This window comes from Rhizobium sp. Root1220 (genome assembly GCF_001426265.1).
In the GTDB taxonomy this organism is placed as follows: Bacteria; Pseudomonadota; Alphaproteobacteria; order Rhizobiales; family Rhizobiaceae; genus Rhizobium.
Map to the genome: position 1 here is coordinate 141,564 of NZ_LMDG01000032.1, position 16,521 is coordinate 158,084.

Consider the following 16,521-nt stretch of genomic DNA (forward strand, 5'->3'; position numbering starts at 1 on the left):
TAGCCATGCAGCCGCTGCCGGCGCACTATATGGCCATGCCGCCGGAAACCTCTATCCGTTGCGCGTTGACCCAACGATTGTCCTCGGACAGCAGAGACGCGATCATCGGGCCGATGTCGTCCGGCACGCCCACGCGCCCCAGCGCCGTCATGTCTGAAACACGCTTGCCGAGGTCGGGATTATCACGAACCATGCCGCCGCTGAAATCGGTAGCGATGGCGCCCGGGGCGACGACGTTGACGGCGATGCGGCGAGGACCGAGTTCTTTCGCAAGATATTTCGTGAACGTTTCGATGGCGGCCTTCATCGAGGCGTAAGGGGCGCTTCCGGGCACGATGATGCGAGTCAAGCCCGTCGATACATTGATAATCCGTCCGCCGTCCCTGATGAGGGGCAGCAGCTTTTGCGTGAGGAAGAACACACCCTTGAAATGTACCTCATACAGCGCGTCAAGCTCCGCTTCGGTGGTCTCCTCGATCGAACCGTGATGCGAGGTGCCGGCATTGTTGACGAGATAGTCGAAGCGATCGGCTTCGAGCTCCTCAAGTGCCTGCCGGAGCGTTTCCACGAAGGCGTCGAAGGCGCCAACGCGCCCTGTATCGAGCGGGAGTGCGATTGCCTTGCGTCCCATTGCTGCGGCTTCATCAGTCACCTTCGCGGCTTCCGATTCATTCGATCTGTATGTGAAAACCGTATCGACGCCGCGTTGGGCGAGATTGATCACGGTGTTGCGGCCAAGACCGCGGCTGCCACCGGTGACAACTGCGATCCTGCGGTTTGTTTCTGAGGTCTCGATTGTTGGCATTGTGTGCTCCATTTGCTCAATGGACCAAGATTACGAGATTTACGGTCTTGCGCGAATGTCCGAACCTTCCCATTTCTTGCCTATTACTGCTCCATTGACCTGCGGAAACTGCAGGACCTAGCGAGGTACGCGCATGCTGGACGAGTTGGTAAAAACCATTACGCGCTATACCGCTGCACAGCCCGGAGAGAGCCCATATGTCACACCGGTCGATGGGCTGACCATTTTGCGATCGGATCACGAGAAACCGCCGGCCCATATGGTTCTCAAACCGGCGCTTTGCATCGTCGTGCAGGGTGCGAAATGGACGACTGTTGGCAATACCAGGCACGAATACAGGGCGGGAGAGGCGTTGATCGTCAGTGTCGAGATACCGGCGGTTGGTCGCGTGACGCAAGCCAGCCCCACCGAGCCTTATCTGGGGCTCATCATCGAGTTCGACCTGGGGATCATGCGTGAAGTCATGGAAGGGCTCAACGCGCGCCCAACGGCCAAGGGAGATGTGGGTCAAGCCATCTGCGTGACAGACTTCCAGGGGCCACTTGCCGAGTGCGTGTTGCGTATGGTCCGGCTGCTCGGCACACCTCAGGCAATACCGACACTTCAGCCAACGATTGCGCGCGAGATCAGCTACTGGCTCCTGACCGGCCCGCACGGAGGCGAAATCGCGAAGCTGACGATGGCGACCAGCCACTCTCAGCGCATAGTCGCTGCTATTCACAGCCTGCGGGATCGCTTCACCGAAGCAGTTCGCATCGAGGAGCTGGCGGAGATGGCCCAATTGAGTCCATCGGCTTTCCACCGCAATTTCAAGGCCCTGACCTCAATGACGCCGCTGCAATACCAGAAGCGCCTCCGATTGCTCGAAGCGCGCCGCCTCATCATTTCGGCGGCGGCCAATATCGAGGCGGCAGCATTCCAAGTTGGGTACGAAAGCCCTTCACAGTTCAGCCGCGAGTACGCGCGCATGTTCGGTGCTCCGCCAAGGCGCGACGCGATCGCTTTGAGACGTGTATCGTCTTGAGTTGTGGATCCCGGGAGCGGTGGGATGTGAGTTCATCTTGGCAAATACGTGTTTGGTGGCTCGGCGCTTGAAGCTGCAAGATCGCATGTTCCATAAGATAGATTACGCCGCATCCTCGTGCAGGCGGGGTGGGCTCAAGGATGTGCGACTTGCGAATGATACCAATGAGTTGTCATTCGTAAGGAAGCCGCAATGGAAAGCATTCACTCCCATATCGATCTGGATGAGCGAGCGCCGTCTGCAGCGTGGAGCGCGCGGTCGCAACGGAATTGTCGGTCTTCTGTGGTGGGACGAACGCCGCGCGGTCGCTGCCTATGGCGCTATGCCTGAGACAGCGACGGCATTTCGATGAGACGGAGCTTTTGAGCGCGCCTGCTACTTCGCCTGCGCGGCCCTATCGTCACCCCGAAGGGCGATCACGGGAGATCAGTAGCATACCTCGATCCTGACGGGATGGCCGAGTTGGTTGTGGCTCCATTGCCACTGGCATTGATCGTAATAATAGTCGTCGTCGTCGCCAAAGAAGAACGGCCTGTGGTCGCGGAAGCGACCGGCAAAGTGATCGCCACCGAAAGACGCGCGGCCGCGGTTTCCTTCGTCGCCGAAGTGACTGCTCATGCCAAACCCTCCTCCGTGGCCGCCGCCTCCCCCATGACCTCCGCCCCCGCCCCCGCCGCCATGCGCGAGTGCTGGCGTTACTGTTGCGATGGAACCGACTGCGAGCGTCAGGGTAAGCAGGCTCGTTGCTGCGATCTTTCGAAGCATGGACATGATAATCTTCCTTAAGTGGCTGTCTGCAGCCAACACACAATATATGTGCAGCGAAACAGGTATTCGCTTGCCACATTTCTCCGTTTTCGTTCACTTCTGTTCACGTTTGGTCGCGACAATTATAGCTCCGGTGATATCGCGCGATTGTGGTACTTCCTACGGGGGGCGATCCTCCTCGCCGCAGCCTCTGGGTCTCGGAATGCCAACGATCTGTTAGGATTCGGCGTTCTATGCGGATGGCACCTGCTGCTGCCGCGGCCTTCCGATTCCACTGGCATAGGTAAGATCGTGCCTCGGTATCGGCTGGCCTAAACTTCGGTATGATTACGCAGAACCGCCTTCAAGCTTATCCTCACAGCCAAGATCAATTGATAGCCAGTGAGGACAAGCACATGTTCTGCTTCGAGGATTCCTCCGTGATTGGAGGCTACAGCCAGATCCAGCCACTCGTCAGGGCTTTCGGCGTTCACGCCAAACCAACCTACACAATTCGATGTGGCCTGACGCCCGATACGCCCAGCGCAATTCTCAGCTGTCCAGCGTTTGAAGACCAGGTCGAGGTATTGCGCCGCGCGGTCAAGCGATCACTGTCCTACGATGCATAACGCGCCGGGTCGGCTCACTGGCCTTTGGCCCGTTCCTGACATGGACCGGTAAAGGAGAATACACCGTCGGCCAAATCGTGGAAGCTGCCGGCCGCGCGCAACGGCCGGTCGAAGGCGGATCGCGGACCTGCATGACGTTTATCTGACGATACTGTAACCCCGGTGGAAACAGTTGTTACTGTCGTGACACGCAACGACTCTAAAGAGACCGCACGAAGGCAGCCCGCTCGTATTGCGGACCCGGTCTTTCGCAGCGGAGCGTGCACAAATGAAGATCATCCAGATCACCGACACCCATCTCAGCCAGAGCAAGCCACACTTCAACGGCAACTGGGCGCCTCTGGTGTGCTGGATAAACGAGACCGGCGCCGATCTTGTCGTCCACACAGGGGATCTGAGCGTCGATGGCGCCGACAGCGACGAGGATCTCAGCTTTTCCATGGACCTGATGCGACAGGTCTCGGTGCCCATGCTGATCGTTCCCGGCAACCACGATGTCGGGCATCTGCCGGGTTCTGCCCAGCCGGTCAATGCGGAGCGGCTTGCACGCTGGCGCCGCATTGTCGGTCCCGATTACTGGGTGAAGGATATCGGCGATTGGCGACTGATCGGTCTCGACAGCCTGCTGATGGGCTGCGAGGATACAGAGGAGCAGGCGCAGTTCGACTGGCTCCAAAGGACGCTGGCCGAGCGTGGTGGCCGCCGCGTTGCGATCTTCGCCCACAAACCGCTTTTCGTTGACGATGCCCAGGAAGGCGATACCGGCTACTGGAGCGTTCGCCCGCTGCAGCGTCGCCGGCTCTATGATCTGATCGCCGCCCACGACGTCGCCTTCTTTGGCAGCGGACATCTACACTGGAGCTGGAAAGGCCAGTTCGGCCAGACTGCACTCGTCTGGGCACCACCGACCGCCTTCATCCTCGACAAGATGGAACGCGAAATGCCGGGCGAGCGCCTGATCGGCGCGGCCGTACACGAATTCGGCGAAGACGTCACGAGCGAGCTCGTCGCTGTGCCCGGCATGACCGCCTATTTCCTCGATGACGTTGTCGAGGAAGTCTACCCGCAGGCTGCACCTAAAAAGCATAGCGAGCAGGCTCAATGACCGCGCTCTCGCTTCGCGGCATCACCAAGTCCTTTTCGGGGAACTCGATCTTAAAGGGTGTCAGCCTGGATGTCGCACCGGGGGAGTTCATTGCCCTTGTCGGTCCTTCCGGCTGCGGCAAGAGTACTCTTTTGCGCATTCTCGCAGGCCTTGATCACGCCGATGGCGGCGAGATTATCATCGACGGCGAGGACATGTCAGCCATCGCCGCCGCCGACCGCAACATCGCCATGGTGTTCCAGTCCTACGCGCTCTATCCGCATCTGACGGCCAGCCAGAACATCGCCGTGCCGCTTGCCATGCGCCGGCTTTCGCGGGGTCAGCGCCTGCCTTTCGTCGGCACCTTCATGCCCGGTCAGCGCAGCACGCGTGCCGGGATCGCCCGGGACGTCACCGAGATGGCCGAGGCGTTAAAGATCGACCACCTGCTCGATCGCAAGCCGGGCCAGATGTCGGGCGGCCAGCGCCAGCGGGTGGCGCTCGCGCGCGCCATGGTCCGCCAGCCCAGCGTCTTTCTGATGGACGAGCCGCTCTCCAATCTTGACGCCAATCTGCGCGTCCATGCGCGCGGCGAGATCGTCGAGCTGCATCGCCGGGCCGGCGTTCCTACCGTCTATGTCACGCATGACCAGGCGGAGGCCCTTTCAATGGCCGATCGCGTGGCAGTGATGATCGCGGGCAATCTGCTGCAACTCGCCAGTCCCCAATCGATCTACGACGATCCAGCCCATATCGAGGTCGCCCGCTTCGTCGGCCAGCCGCGCATCAACGTCGTGGCGGCGCGCGCAGAGAATGGCCTGGTCTCCTTCGGCGGTATCAGCCTTGCTCTAGGGGATCGGGATTTTGGCGGTGTGACCGTCAGTCTCGCGATCCGCCCCGAATTCGTCGGCCTTTCCGAAAGCAGGCATGGCGGGCTTGCCGCCCACGTCGAGCGCATCGAATTTCTCGGCTCCGAAGTGATCCTTTACTGCCGGCTCGATGCCATCGGCGAAATCATGATCGCCAAGCTGTCGCCGGCCGAAGCTGCTGGGGTGGCGTCGGGGATGCCTGTGGCGCTGTCGCTAGCGCCGGATAAGGCCATGGTTTTTGCCGACGACGGGCGCCGTCTGAAGACTGTGCCGGTCGCTGCCGACAAGATGATGGAGAAGGCGCATGGCTAGCGTCGCCTCCGGCGTTCAGCCAATCCGCAAGACCGCAGCCCATCACGAACGCGCCGAGGCCCGCACGGCATGGCTGCTGGCGCTGCCAGCCATCGTTCTCATCGTTGTCTTCGTGCTGCTGCCGGTGGCCGCCGTGGTCTTCCTCGGCTTCACCAACTTCGAGCTCGGCATGGGCAAGTTCCGCCTCGTCGGCTTCGAGAACTACGCCCAGCTGATCACTGACCGCACCTTCCGCAAGTCGCTGTGGAACACCACCGTCTACACCGCCATCGTCGCGCCCGTCTCGATTGCACTGGCACTTGGCGTGGCGCTCCTGATTGAGAGCGAAACGACGGCGCGCAGCTTTTTTCGCACCGCCTATTTCCTGCCGGTCGCCTCGCTGATCGTCGCCATGGCAACCGTCTGGCAGTATCTTTTCCATCCGACCATCGGCCCGATCAATGCCCTGCTGGCGCTGGTCGGCATCCCCGGGCCAAACTGGCTGGCCGCCTCCGGCACCGTGCTTTACAGCCTGTCGATCATCGGGATATGGCAGTCGGTCGGGTTCAATATGGTGTTGTTCCTCGCTGGCCTCACGGCGATCCCGCGGGAACTCTACGCCGCCGCCGAAGTGGATGGCGCGAAGTCCGCCTTCGACCGCTTTGCGCTCGTCACCTGGCCGATGCTCGGACCGACGACCCTCTTCGTGACGACCATCAGCACGATCAATGCTGTCAAGGTGTTCGAAACTGTGCAGACGCTGACGCAGGGAGGCCCCAACCATGCCTCGGAAGTGCTGCTCTTCAGCATCTACCAGGAAGGCTTCATCTATCTCCGGGTTGGTTACGCCTCGGCGATGACGGTGGTCTTCCTTGCCATTCTCGTGGTGCTGACGTTCCTCCAATACAATGTCCTCGACCGGCGGGTGCACTACTCATGAGCACGAACACCATGATCGCCAAGGGCTGGACCTTCGGTCGCGTCGGTCGCCTGGCACTGCTTTCGCTTGGAGCGCTCGTTTTCCTTGCGCCCTACGTTTTCATGCTTTCGACGGCCGGAAAGGCGCAGAGCGATATCTTCACGTCCGCCTTGTCGCTGGTTCCTGAGCACTTCTACTACGTCGCCAACTTCGCCAAGGCCCTTGCGCGTGTTCCAATGGCGACGCTGCTGTGGAATGGCGTCCTCGTCTGCGGCCTGATCTTCTTCTTCCAGGTGCTGATTGCCATTCCCTGCGCCTACGCCATGGCCAAGCTGACATTTCGCGGCGCTCGGATGATGATGGTGCTGGTCATGCTCGGCTTGCTGGTGCCGATCCATGCGACCGCCCTGCCGCTGTACGTCGCCTTTGACAGCCTGTCGCTCCTCAACAGTTACACCGCGCTGGTCGCGCCGTTCTCTATATCCGTCTTTGCGATTTTCATGTTCCTGCAGTTCTTCCGTGCGATGCCGGATGATCTGATCCACGCCGCGCGGCTCGACGGCATGTCAGAACTTGGTATCGTCGCTCGCGTCATCGTGCCCAACGCCTGGCCGGCCGTGACTGCCTTTGCCATCTTCTCGGTCGTCGCCCACTGGAACGACCTCTACTGGCCCCTCGTGGTCATCAGCAAGCAGGGCTATGCCACGCCGCCTCTCGGCCTGATGTACTTCCGCGCCGCCGAAGCCGGCGACGACTACGGCGCGTTGATGGCCGCTACCATGATTATCACCCTTCCCCTCGTCGCCGCCTTTCTGCTTGCCCAGAAACGCTTCGTCGAGGGCATCACCATGACCGGTCTCAAAGGTTGACCGGTTTCCAACAGGAGAACGAGCGATGAAGCCTATCACCCAGATTCTCGCCGCAGCAGCCATTTCGATGGCGGTAACCGTACCGGCCTACGCCGAGACGACGCTGACGGTCCACTACCCGATGCCGGGCTTCTTCAAAGACGTGATGGACACGATCTCGAAGAAGTTCATGGAAGAAAATCCCGATATCAAGATCCAGTTCGCGAGCCCTTCGGCGACCTACGAGGAAGGCATCCAGACGATCCTTCGTCAGGTCGGCACCTCCGAAATGCCGGACCTGACCTTTATCGGTCTCAACCGTCTGCGCATGATCGATGAGCGTGATGTCGCCGTCGATCTCGGACCGCTGATCCAGAAGGACGGCAACATGGCCGAGCAGGGGTTCTCGGATACCATCCTGAAACTTGCTCAGGTCAAGGGCAAGCAGATCGGCCTCGCGTTCGCGACCTCCAACCCGATCATGTACTACAACGCCGATCTGGTGAAGGCTGCCGGTGGCGATCCCGAGAACCCACCGAAGACCTGGGATGACGTCATTGCCCTCGGCGGCAAGATCAAGGCGCTTGGCAACGGCGTCGATGGCATCGACTTCCGCTGGCAGGGCGATGACTGGATGTTCTCCGCCCTCCTCTTCGGCGCCGGCGGCAAGATGCTCAGCGACGACGAAGGCAAGGTTACATTCAACGGTCCTGAAGGTGAGAAGGCCGTGGAAGTCATCGCCAGCATGGCCAAGGAAGGCGGCCTACCGGTCTTTACCAAGTCCGCAGGTGAGCAGGCGTTCGCTGCCGGCAAGGTCGGCTTCACGTTCCAGACCACCGGTGCTCTGCGCAACACCATCAAGAATGTCGGCACCAAGTTCGATCTGCGCACTGCGAAGATCCCGCTGCTCGATCCGGTCAACGGTCGGCTGCCGACCGGTGGCAACGCCGTCGTCATCCTGACAAAGGACAGCGCCAAGCAGGAAGCCGCCTGGAAATTCGCCAAGTTTGCGGCCGGCCCCTACGGCGCCTCTGTCGTCGTGCCCGGCACCGGCTATGTGCCGAACAACGAGCTTGCCGCCAAGTCGGCCGACTATCTCGGTGATTTCTACGAGAAGAACCCGCTGTTCAAGGCAGGCCTGAGCCAAATGTCGCTGATGGTCCCGTGGTATGCCTTCCCGGGCTCCAACGGTGTCAAGGTCACGCAGACGATCGTTGACAACCTCTCGCGTGTCGTTGACCAGTCAGCGACCCCGAAGGAGGCTTTGGACGACGCTGCTGCTGACGTCGAGGGCATGCTGCCGCGCAGCTGACTAGAGGTGCGTTGACGCTTACGCTGCCGCACCAATGGATGTGGCAGCGTTCGTGTCCGTGCAGCCGTTTATCGCCCGCACAGTTCCACCCTTGCGAAGCCTGTGCGCAAGTTCGAGATGGCGGGGTGGCACGCCGTTTTCCGCGATATCGAGTAGAAGCGCTGCGGCTGTCGTTCCCATGCTGGCATCGGGCATCTCGATCGTGGTCAGTTGGGGGTCGGACAGCCGGCCGATAGAAATTCCGTCGAATCCCGCGACGGAAATGTCGTGAGGAACACGAAGGCCGTCACGCCTCAGTGCGCCGATGACCCCAAGCGCCAGAAGATCGTTGGACGCGATGATGGCCGTCGGACGCAGCCGTGCGACCGGCTCAGCGAGGTCCAGTTCATCATACCCGGTAAGGAAGGAAATCTGCAGGGCACCAAATCGTTCGCAACCAGCCGCTGCCATGGCCTGGCTGTGGCCCTGATATCGCAGGCACGCCCGATCGGACGCTGCGAAGTTTCCGGAGACGAAGAGAATCCGGTGGTGTCCCATCGACAGCAGATACTCGGTGACCTTGCGACCGGCTTCGTGGTTGTTCACCGTCACGGCTGACGGGAAATCCGCCGTCGGCAGATTGTGCAGCAGGACCGTCGGCGGCAGTTTCCCGGAAAGGGCGCGACTGGTATTGCCATCGCAGACGGTCAGTATCAGGCCAGTCGGTCGTTCGCTCAGCAACGCTTCAACAGCGTTTAGCTCTTGATCCGGATCGTAGTTGGATTGGGCAATAAGCACGCCATGTCCCGCAGCGAGCATTCGATTTTGAATGCCGGAAAGTGATGCGGCAAATACTGGATTGGCGATGCTGGGGATCAGGACGCCAATAACCGGTCGCCGCGTCCGGTTGCCGGTGGTCCCTGACGTCCGATAGCCGATCTCGGCCGCAGCCCGACGAACCCGAAGAACCGCCGCTTGGCTGACCGGTCCGCTATGGTTGAGAACACGGCTGGCGGTTGCGACTGAGCATTTTGCGTGGAGCGCGACTTGCTTGAGTGTGGCCATTTCTGCGCGATACTCCATATGTCTGAGAAGGCGACGTTTGACATCCTTTCATGTCAACTTGGTAACGGCGACGGCATCCACCGGGCCGGGCGTTACATAGATGTTTCATGCCAAGCCGCAGCTTGGGCTCCAGCGTGAAGAATGACGGGTAAAGCGAGGAGGCTTCTTCGGAGTATATTTCTTCACATAAGTACAGAATTGTATATACTACAAATCGGAACATTAAATTGATGTAATCATGGATGTTTCGTAATGAAAAACTAACCTATATTTAATTTGAAACTACATGCGCCGGTCTTCATATTTATCCCACGCGTTAAGTTTTCGGACGAAAGCTCTCCCGCGATCGAGCAACCCACCCTAGGACCGAGATCATGTCAAATATCCTCAATCGCCGCCGATCAGCCGCTTTGCTGGGCGCCGCAATCATTGTCGGCGCGGCGTCGCTACCCTACGCTTTCGAGACATCGTCGGCCGTCGCATCGCCCGCAAGCGCCGCTTTGACAAATAACGCTTCGAACGGCTCCTTCGCCTCTGTCGTCGATGCGGATAAGCCTGCCGTTGTGACAATCGTGACGACCATGAAGGCCGTGGCGGATACAAGCGACACCGCCGACAATTCGGAGATGCAGGAACAGTTCAAGCATTTCTTCGAGCAGCAGGGCATTCCGACTCCACGCCAGGCCCCTTCCCCGCAGTCAGGTGAACATGCGCAGGCACTGGGCTCGGGATTCATCATCAGCCCGGATGGCTACATCGTCACCAACAACCACGTGATCGCGAACGCCACCGACATCAAGGTCACTCTCGACGACGGCACTGAATTGCCGGCCAAATTGGTTGGCGCGGACACCAAGGCCGATCTGGCTGTGGTCAAGGTGGACGCATCGAAGCCACTGCCGACGATGGCTTGGGGCGACTCCAGCAAGCTCAAGCTGGGCGACCAGATTCTTGCGATCGGCAATCCCTTCGGCATCGGTACGACGGTAACGGCAGGTATCGTCTCGGCACGCGGCAGAGACCTTCACAGCGGCCCGTACGACGACTTCATCCAGATCGACGCGCCGATCAACCACGGGAATTCCGGTGGCCCGCTCGTCGATCATGACGGAAATGTCGTCGGTATCAACACCGCGATCTACTCGCCGAATGGCGGCAGCGTTGGCGTCGGTTTTGCCATTCCGTCCGACGAAGCGCAGAAGATTGTTGCCAAGCTGCAGAAGAGCGGTTCCATCGATCATGGATACCTTGGCGTCCAGATACAGCCCGTCACCCAGGATGTCGCGGACGCGATGGGCCTCGCCAAGCCACAGGGCGCACTGGTGGCCGATGTCACCAAGGATTCACCTGCGGCCAATGCTGGCCTGAAGGCTGGTGATATCGTTACGAGTGTCGGCAATGAGAGCGTGTCGACGCCAAGGGATCTGTCGCGCTTCGTTGCCGATCTCTCGCCAGGTGACAAGGAAACCGTGACTGTTTGGCGCGGCGGAAAGAGCGTCGACCTTGCGGTCGCGATCGGGGGCAATGACGACGGCGTACAGCAAGCTGCAGCCAAGGCCGATGAGAAGGCACAGAGTGGCCCGAAGATTGGCGTTGCACTCGCTGACCTGACACCTGAGGTTCGCGAAAAGCTCGGACTTGCACAGGATGTTTCCGGCGCAGTCGTTGCGAATGTTGCCCCTGACAAGCCGGCTGCAAAGGCCGGGTTGCAGAATGGAGACCTCATTCTTTCCGTGAACGACAAGACCGTTCACGACGCCAGCGAGGCGAAGAATGCGGTCGCAGCCGCAGCGAAGGCGGAAAAGAAGTCCGTCCTGCTTCTCGTCCAGCGCGGAGAGAGCAAGACGTTCGTGGCGGTTCCGTTCGCCGCAGCCTGATATCGTTACGGACCGGCGCGTGACAATGCGCCGGTCCCCTTCTTCTCGCAGGCCCCTATATGGGTCCAGAACCACTGTTTGGACTGCGTGCGTCAACTGGGACCGCTTTGCCGTTTCGTAGAGCTTCAATCGTTGGAAAGAAGAAAATAGTCATGGAAGGATCCAAAACCATCGCTCAAATGAGTGTTCGCGAGCGCCGGGATATCCTGGACGCCGTGGCGGAAACGCTTGAAGTGAGCGCCAGGGAAGCGCTTGTCGAAGGCAATCGCAACTTTGCGGCCAATTCTCAAAATCTGGCAGTCATAATTCGCGGTAGCGCAGACGAACTTGCGAGCGCCAATCTGCGGGCAGCCGAAATCCTTCTCCAACAGGCAATGACACTGATTGAGCAATTCCGTCTACGCGACCCCAGCCGTCCGGAATCGGTCACGCTTCACTGAGCTAAGCTCGGATATCCGGCCAATCGATTGTCGGATATCTCCGTCAACGGCGGCGCACCAGCTGCTAAGCAAGCTGACTTGGGGTGCGCACTCAACTTCCCCTACGCATCTCGCCTATTGCAATTCGTAGCGTTGCTGTTTCATATTGCTTGCATGCTTTGACCTTGCGAAGCCGCAGGGCATCGGCAGGCCACGCATCGGGACTGGGACTTGCAAAGCGTCGGGGCAGTTAAAATGCGTGAAGGGTTCGGCCAACCTCTGCAACTCGCCGTGGCGATTTTAAGCGCGGCACTCATCTCCTCATGCGATGGAAGCAGCAATACCTACGCACCGCCGCCTCCTCCCGTGGTGCGTGTCGCGCTTCCCGCCCAGCAGCCTGTGACGCAATACTTCGAACTCACCGGTAACACGGCAGCACTCAACGCCGTCGATATCGAAGCCCGCGTCATCGGCTACGTACAATCGATCGACTATCGCGACGGAACGCTGGTGACCAAGGGGACGCAGCTCTTCGGCATCGAGCCCGATACCTACCGGGCCCAGGTTGACCAGGCAAAAGCGACACTGGCTTCCGCGCAGGCGTCGCAGGTGGGCGCGAAACAGGAGTATGATCGACAGCTCAACCTGAACAAACAGCAGGTGACGACCCAAACGGCTGTCGACAGCGCCAAGGCGACGCTCGACGAGGCGAATGCAACCATTTTGAATGCGCAGGCAAGCCTGGAACTCGCAACGATAAACCTGGGCTATACGCAGGTCCTTGCGCCCTTCGATGGAACGGTGACCGAACATCTCGTAGACATTGGAGAACTTGTTGGCGTATCCGGGCCGACCAAGCTCGCGACGATCGTGCAGACCGACCCGCTCTACGTTTATTTCAGTGTGAGCGAAACACAGGTCTTGTCGATCAAGCAACTCCTCGCCAAGCAAGGCCGCACGTTAACGCAACTGGATCTTCCCAATATTCCGGTCGAGATTTCTTTGCAGGATGAAGACGGTTTTCACCACAAGGGTCATCTCGACTATGTGTCGCCTCAGGTCGACACGTCGACAGGAACGCTCCAGGTGCGTGCCTTTTTCGACAACAAGGATCACGCCTTGCTTCCCGGTCTTTTCGTGCGTGTCCGGGTGCCAGTCGGGCACAACGACAAGGCTCTTCTGGTGCGCGATAGCGCGGTCGGAACCAACCAGTTGGGCAGCTACGTGCTCGTGCTCGGAAAAGACGACACGGTCGAGCAGAAGCCAGTCAAGACGGGCCAGCGCGACGGCGCGCTACGGGTGATCGAGTCCGGGATCGGGGCCGAGGACTGGGTCGTCACCGAAGGCATTCAGCAGGCCATTCCCGGCAGCAAGGTATCGCCCGAGAAGATCGATATGAAAACAGCCGCGGCCGACGCATCGAGCGCAACCGCGACAAGCTCCGGGACACAATAACTGCACCGCCGCATCAGAGCCTAACACTCGAGGACCACAGCATGATCTCGCGCTTCTTCATCGAGCGGCCAGTGCTTGCCAACGTCCTTGCGTTGGTGTTCGTTCTCCTCGGCGTTGTCGCGCTATTCCAGTTGCCGGTGGCCCAGTATCCGAACGTGGTTCCGCCCACGGTGCAGGTGACGACGCGCTTTCCCGGCGCCAGCGCAAAGACCCTGGTCGATACCATCGCCCTCCCGATAGAGCAGCAGGTCAACGGTGTGCAGGATATGCTGTACATGCAGTCGACGAGTGCCAGCGACGGCACCTATTCCCTGACCGTGACCTTTGCGATCGGCACCGATCCCGATCAGGCACAGGTTCTCGTGCAGAACCGTGTCGCCATCGCGATCCCGTCACTTCCCGAGTCGGTGCAGGTTCAGGGTGTCACCACCCAGAAAAAATCGACGGCGATTCTCGGATTCGTCAGTCTCACTTCGCCTGACAGCCGCTATGACAGCCTGTTCCTGTCGAACTATGCTGTGATCAATTTGCAGAATGAATTGGCGCGCCTGCCCGGCGTCGGCAATGTCAGCGTCTTCGGCGCGGGCCAGTACGCCATGCGTATCTGGATGGATCCCGATCTCCTGCAGGCGCGAGGCCTGACGCCTCAGGATGTCATCAACGTGGTTCAACAGCAGAGCCAGGAGGTCGCTGCCGGCCAGATTGGGCTGCCGCCGGTGCCGAAGGGTCAGGATTTTCAATATACGCTGAACGTGCACGGCCGGTTGAACGAAGCGCCGGACTACGAGAACATCATCGTCAAGGTGGATCCGACGGATGGCGGGCGCATCACGCGCATCCGGGATATTGGCCGCGTCGAACTCGGTGCCCAAAGCTACAGCCAGTCGTTCATGCAAAATGGCCGGCCAGCGGCCGGGATAGGCATTTCGCAGCTGCCGGAGGCCAACGCCATTGCCGTTGCCGAAGAGGTATCGACGCGAATGGCGGAGCTTGCCAAGGACTTTCCGCCGGGCCTTACCTACCAGATTCCCTTCGACACGACGAAATTCGTGAAGGCTTCCATCGGCGAGGTCTACATGACGCTGATAGAGGCCGGCGTTCTGGTCCTGATTGTCATCCTTGTCTTCCTTCAGGACTGGCGCGCCATGCTCGTGCCTGCCACAACCGTGCCGGTGACCATCATCGGTGCGTTTGCCGCAATGGCTGCGCTCGGTTTCACCGTGAACCTTTCGACCCTGTTTGCCATCGTTCTGGCCATCGGCATCGTCGTCGATGACGCTATCGTCATTGTCGAGGGCGTCGCCCGCAAGATCGAGGAAGGCATGCCCGGCAGGGAAGCGGCCGAAAAGGCGATGGACGAACTGTTCGGCCCTGTGATCGGGATCACGCTGGTCCTGATGGCGGTGTTTATTCCCGCAGCGTTTCTGCCGGGCCTGACGGGCCAACTCTACCGGCAGTTCGCGCTCGTGATAGCCGCGACCGCGCTCATCAGCGCCATCAATGCGATGACGCTGAAGCCAACACAATGTGCTCTCTGGCTGCGTCCTCCCGTCCCGCCCGCGCAACGAAACGCCTTTTATCGCGGGTTCAACAGGGTCTATGACGCGGCGGAGAGGGGCTACGTCAGGTTGATCGGCGGTCTGGTCCATCACAGCGGTAAGGCCGTCATTGTCGCGCTTGCACTGATCGGCGTTGCTGTATGGGGATTGACGCGTCTGCCGACGGCGTTTTTGCCCGTCGAGGATCAAGGTTATGTGCTGATCAGCGCGCAGTTGCCGGATGGCGCTTCAAAAGAACGTACGGACGCGGTCATGGAACAGGTCGGGGCAATCGCCCAGGCTACCCCCGGCGTCGACCAGGTCCTTACGATCAGCGGCATTTCCGTTCTCGACAATAGTGCCAGCCTTCAAAATGCGGGTGTGGCGTATGTCGTGCTCAAGGACTGGGACGAACGCGGCAAGCAGAAAGGTCAGGACCTGCTCTCGATCTATGAGCATATGAACGGTGCGCTGCGGGAGGTACTTCAGGCACGCACCGTCGTGATAGTGCCACCACCAATCCAGGGTATCGGCAATGCGAACGGCTTTACCATGCAGGTCGAGCTCAGGAACGGCAACTTCGACTATCCCTTGCTGCAGAAGCTTGCCGAGACGGTGGTCAGCAACGGCAACTCCCAGTCATCGCTGCAACGGCTGAGTTCGACCTTTCGCGCCGAGGTGCCGCAACTGGATATCACTGTCGACCGCAGCAAGGCCGAAGCGCTTGGCGTGACTGTCGGCCAGGTCTTCTCGGCCCTTTCGAGCTATGTCGGCTCAAGCTACGTGACGCAATTCAACAAGTTCGGCCGAACGTTCCAGGTCTATGTGCAGGCCGCGCCTGGCTCGCGCGTCAACGCCGAGAACATCGCGAATCTGAAGGTGAAAGCCGGCGATGGCACCATGGTCCCGCTTGGCACCGTCATCGACATTACCCCGGCGCAAGGTCCTTCCTTGATCAGCCTCTACAACCTCTATCCAACGGCGACCATTGTCGGCGGGTCCGCGACCGGGTTTAGTTCCGGCCAGGCCCTGCATGTCATGGAGCAGATCGCGGATCGGACGCTGCCGCCCGGTGCCGGCTTCGACTGGACCGCACTATCGTACCAGGAAAAGGCCGTCGGATCGCAGATTTATGTCGTGTTCGGATTGGCGATGCTTCTCGTCTATTTCGTGCTCGCCGGCCAATACGAGAGCTGGATACTGCCGCTCGCGGTGCTGCTGGCCGTTCCCCTCGCCCTTCTCGGCACCGTCGGAGCACTGACCGCTGTCGGCATCGCCAACAATCTCTATACCCAGATTGGCCTCATCCTTCTCATCGCGCTTGCTTCGAAGAACGCCATCCTGATCGTCGAATATGCGCGAGAGAAGCGAGCGGAAGGCATGGAAATCGTCGAGGCCGCGATCGAGGCGTCACGCTTGCGCTTTCGGCCGATCCTGATGACTTCGTTTGCATTCATACTCGGCGTCCTGCCGCTCGTGTTGGCCACGGGAGCCGGAGCCTCCGCGCGCAAGTCGATCGGCATCTCGGTATTCAGCGGGATGATCGCATCGACATGCCTTGCCGTCCTGTTCGTTCCGTCTTTCTACGTGGTGTTGCAGCGCTTCGAAGAGTACAGGACGAGACGCGCAAAAGGGGCGGTCGCCTCAGAGGTTTGAATAC

General features: G+C 59.9%; 14 protein-coding genes. 11 read left to right on the top strand and 3 right to left on the bottom strand.

From position 1 onward, the window contains the following. Positions 1 to 25 precede the first annotated feature (25 nt). Entirely contained in the window at positions 26 to 805 is a 780-nt protein-coding gene (locus ASC90_RS17740) for an SDR family oxidoreductase (RefSeq protein ID WP_056542974.1), read from the bottom strand. A 133-nt stretch (positions 806 to 938) separates the two neighbouring features. Between ASC90_RS17740 and ASC90_RS17745 the strand changes: the two genes are divergently transcribed. Next, entirely contained in the window at positions 939 to 1,829 is an 891-nt protein-coding gene (locus ASC90_RS17745; RefSeq protein WP_056542977.1) for an AraC family transcriptional regulator, read from the top strand. 426 nt (positions 1,830 to 2,255) lie between these two features. On the opposite strand, the gene ASC90_RS17750 is transcribed toward ASC90_RS17745, so the two are convergent. Next, positions 2,256 to 2,600 (bottom strand): hypothetical protein, encoded by a 345-nt coding sequence (locus ASC90_RS17750; protein ID WP_056542979.1) that lies wholly within the window; start codon positions 2,598 to 2,600, stop codon positions 2,256 to 2,258. Between the two features lie 392 nt (positions 2,601 to 2,992). On the opposite strand from ASC90_RS17750, the gene ASC90_RS17755 reads away from it, so the two are divergent. The 6 genes from ASC90_RS17755 (at position 2,993) to ASC90_RS17780 (ending at position 8,528) form a co-directional block, all read left to right on the top strand. Beyond that, entirely contained in the window at positions 2,993 to 3,205 is a 213-nt protein-coding gene (locus ASC90_RS17755) for a hypothetical protein (RefSeq protein WP_056542981.1), read from the top strand. Positions 3,206 to 3,473: 268 nt separating this feature from the next. After that, positions 3,474 to 4,310, top strand: a complete 837-nt coding sequence (locus tag ASC90_RS17760; RefSeq protein ID WP_056542983.1) for a metallophosphoesterase — start codon at positions 3,474 to 3,476, stop codon at positions 4,308 to 4,310. Further along, positions 4,307 to 5,470, top strand: a complete 1,164-nt coding sequence (locus tag ASC90_RS17765; protein WP_056542986.1) for an ABC transporter ATP-binding protein — start codon at positions 4,307 to 4,309, stop codon at positions 5,468 to 5,470. Before ASC90_RS17760 ends, ASC90_RS17765 begins: the two co-directional genes overlap by 4 nt. Then, complete coding sequence (locus ASC90_RS17770; RefSeq protein ID WP_056542987.1) at positions 5,463 to 6,389, top strand: sugar ABC transporter permease; 927 nt, start codon at positions 5,463 to 5,465, stop codon at positions 6,387 to 6,389. Before ASC90_RS17765 ends, ASC90_RS17770 begins: the two co-directional genes overlap by 8 nt. An 11-nt stretch (positions 6,390 to 6,400) precedes the next feature. After that, positions 6,401 to 7,237 carry a carbohydrate ABC transporter permease gene (locus tag ASC90_RS17775; RefSeq protein WP_056543606.1) on the top strand — a complete coding sequence of 279 codons (837 nt, stop codon included), beginning with the start codon at positions 6,401 to 6,403 and terminating at the stop codon, positions 7,235 to 7,237. A 25-nt stretch (positions 7,238 to 7,262) separates the two neighbouring features. Then, the gene (locus ASC90_RS17780) at positions 7,263 to 8,528 is read left to right on the top strand and encodes an ABC transporter substrate-binding protein (protein WP_056542989.1); all 1,266 of its coding nucleotides are present in this window, start codon (positions 7,263 to 7,265) and stop codon (positions 8,526 to 8,528) included. Between the two features lie 18 nt (positions 8,529 to 8,546). On the opposite strand, the gene ASC90_RS17785 is transcribed toward ASC90_RS17780, so the two are convergent. Further along, positions 8,547 to 9,572, bottom strand: a complete 1,026-nt coding sequence (locus ASC90_RS17785) for a substrate-binding domain-containing protein (protein WP_056543608.1) — start codon at positions 9,570 to 9,572, stop codon at positions 8,547 to 8,549. Between the two features lie 374 nt (positions 9,573 to 9,946). Here ASC90_RS17785 and ASC90_RS17790 point away from each other — a divergent pair, with 374 nt between their 5' ends. The 4 genes from ASC90_RS17790 (at position 9,947) to ASC90_RS17805 (ending at position 16,517) form a co-directional block, all read left to right on the top strand. Next, on the top strand, positions 9,947 to 11,449 hold the full coding sequence (locus ASC90_RS17790) for a DegQ family serine endoprotease (protein WP_056542991.1): 1,503 nt from the start codon (positions 9,947 to 9,949) through the stop codon (positions 11,447 to 11,449). A 152-nt stretch (positions 11,450 to 11,601) separates the two neighbouring features. After that, entirely contained in the window at positions 11,602 to 11,889 is a 288-nt protein-coding gene (locus tag ASC90_RS17795; protein ID WP_056542993.1) for a hypothetical protein, read from the top strand. A 234-nt stretch (positions 11,890 to 12,123) separates the two neighbouring features. After that, the gene (locus ASC90_RS17800; RefSeq protein ID WP_056542996.1) at positions 12,124 to 13,323 is read left to right on the top strand and encodes an efflux RND transporter periplasmic adaptor subunit; all 1,200 of its coding nucleotides are present in this window, start codon (positions 12,124 to 12,126) and stop codon (positions 13,321 to 13,323) included. A gap of 41 nt (positions 13,324 to 13,364) precedes the next feature. Continuing rightward, entirely contained in the window at positions 13,365 to 16,517 is a 3,153-nt protein-coding gene (locus ASC90_RS17805; RefSeq protein ID WP_056542998.1) for a multidrug efflux RND transporter permease subunit, read from the top strand. Positions 16,518 to 16,521: the final 4 nt, after the last annotated feature.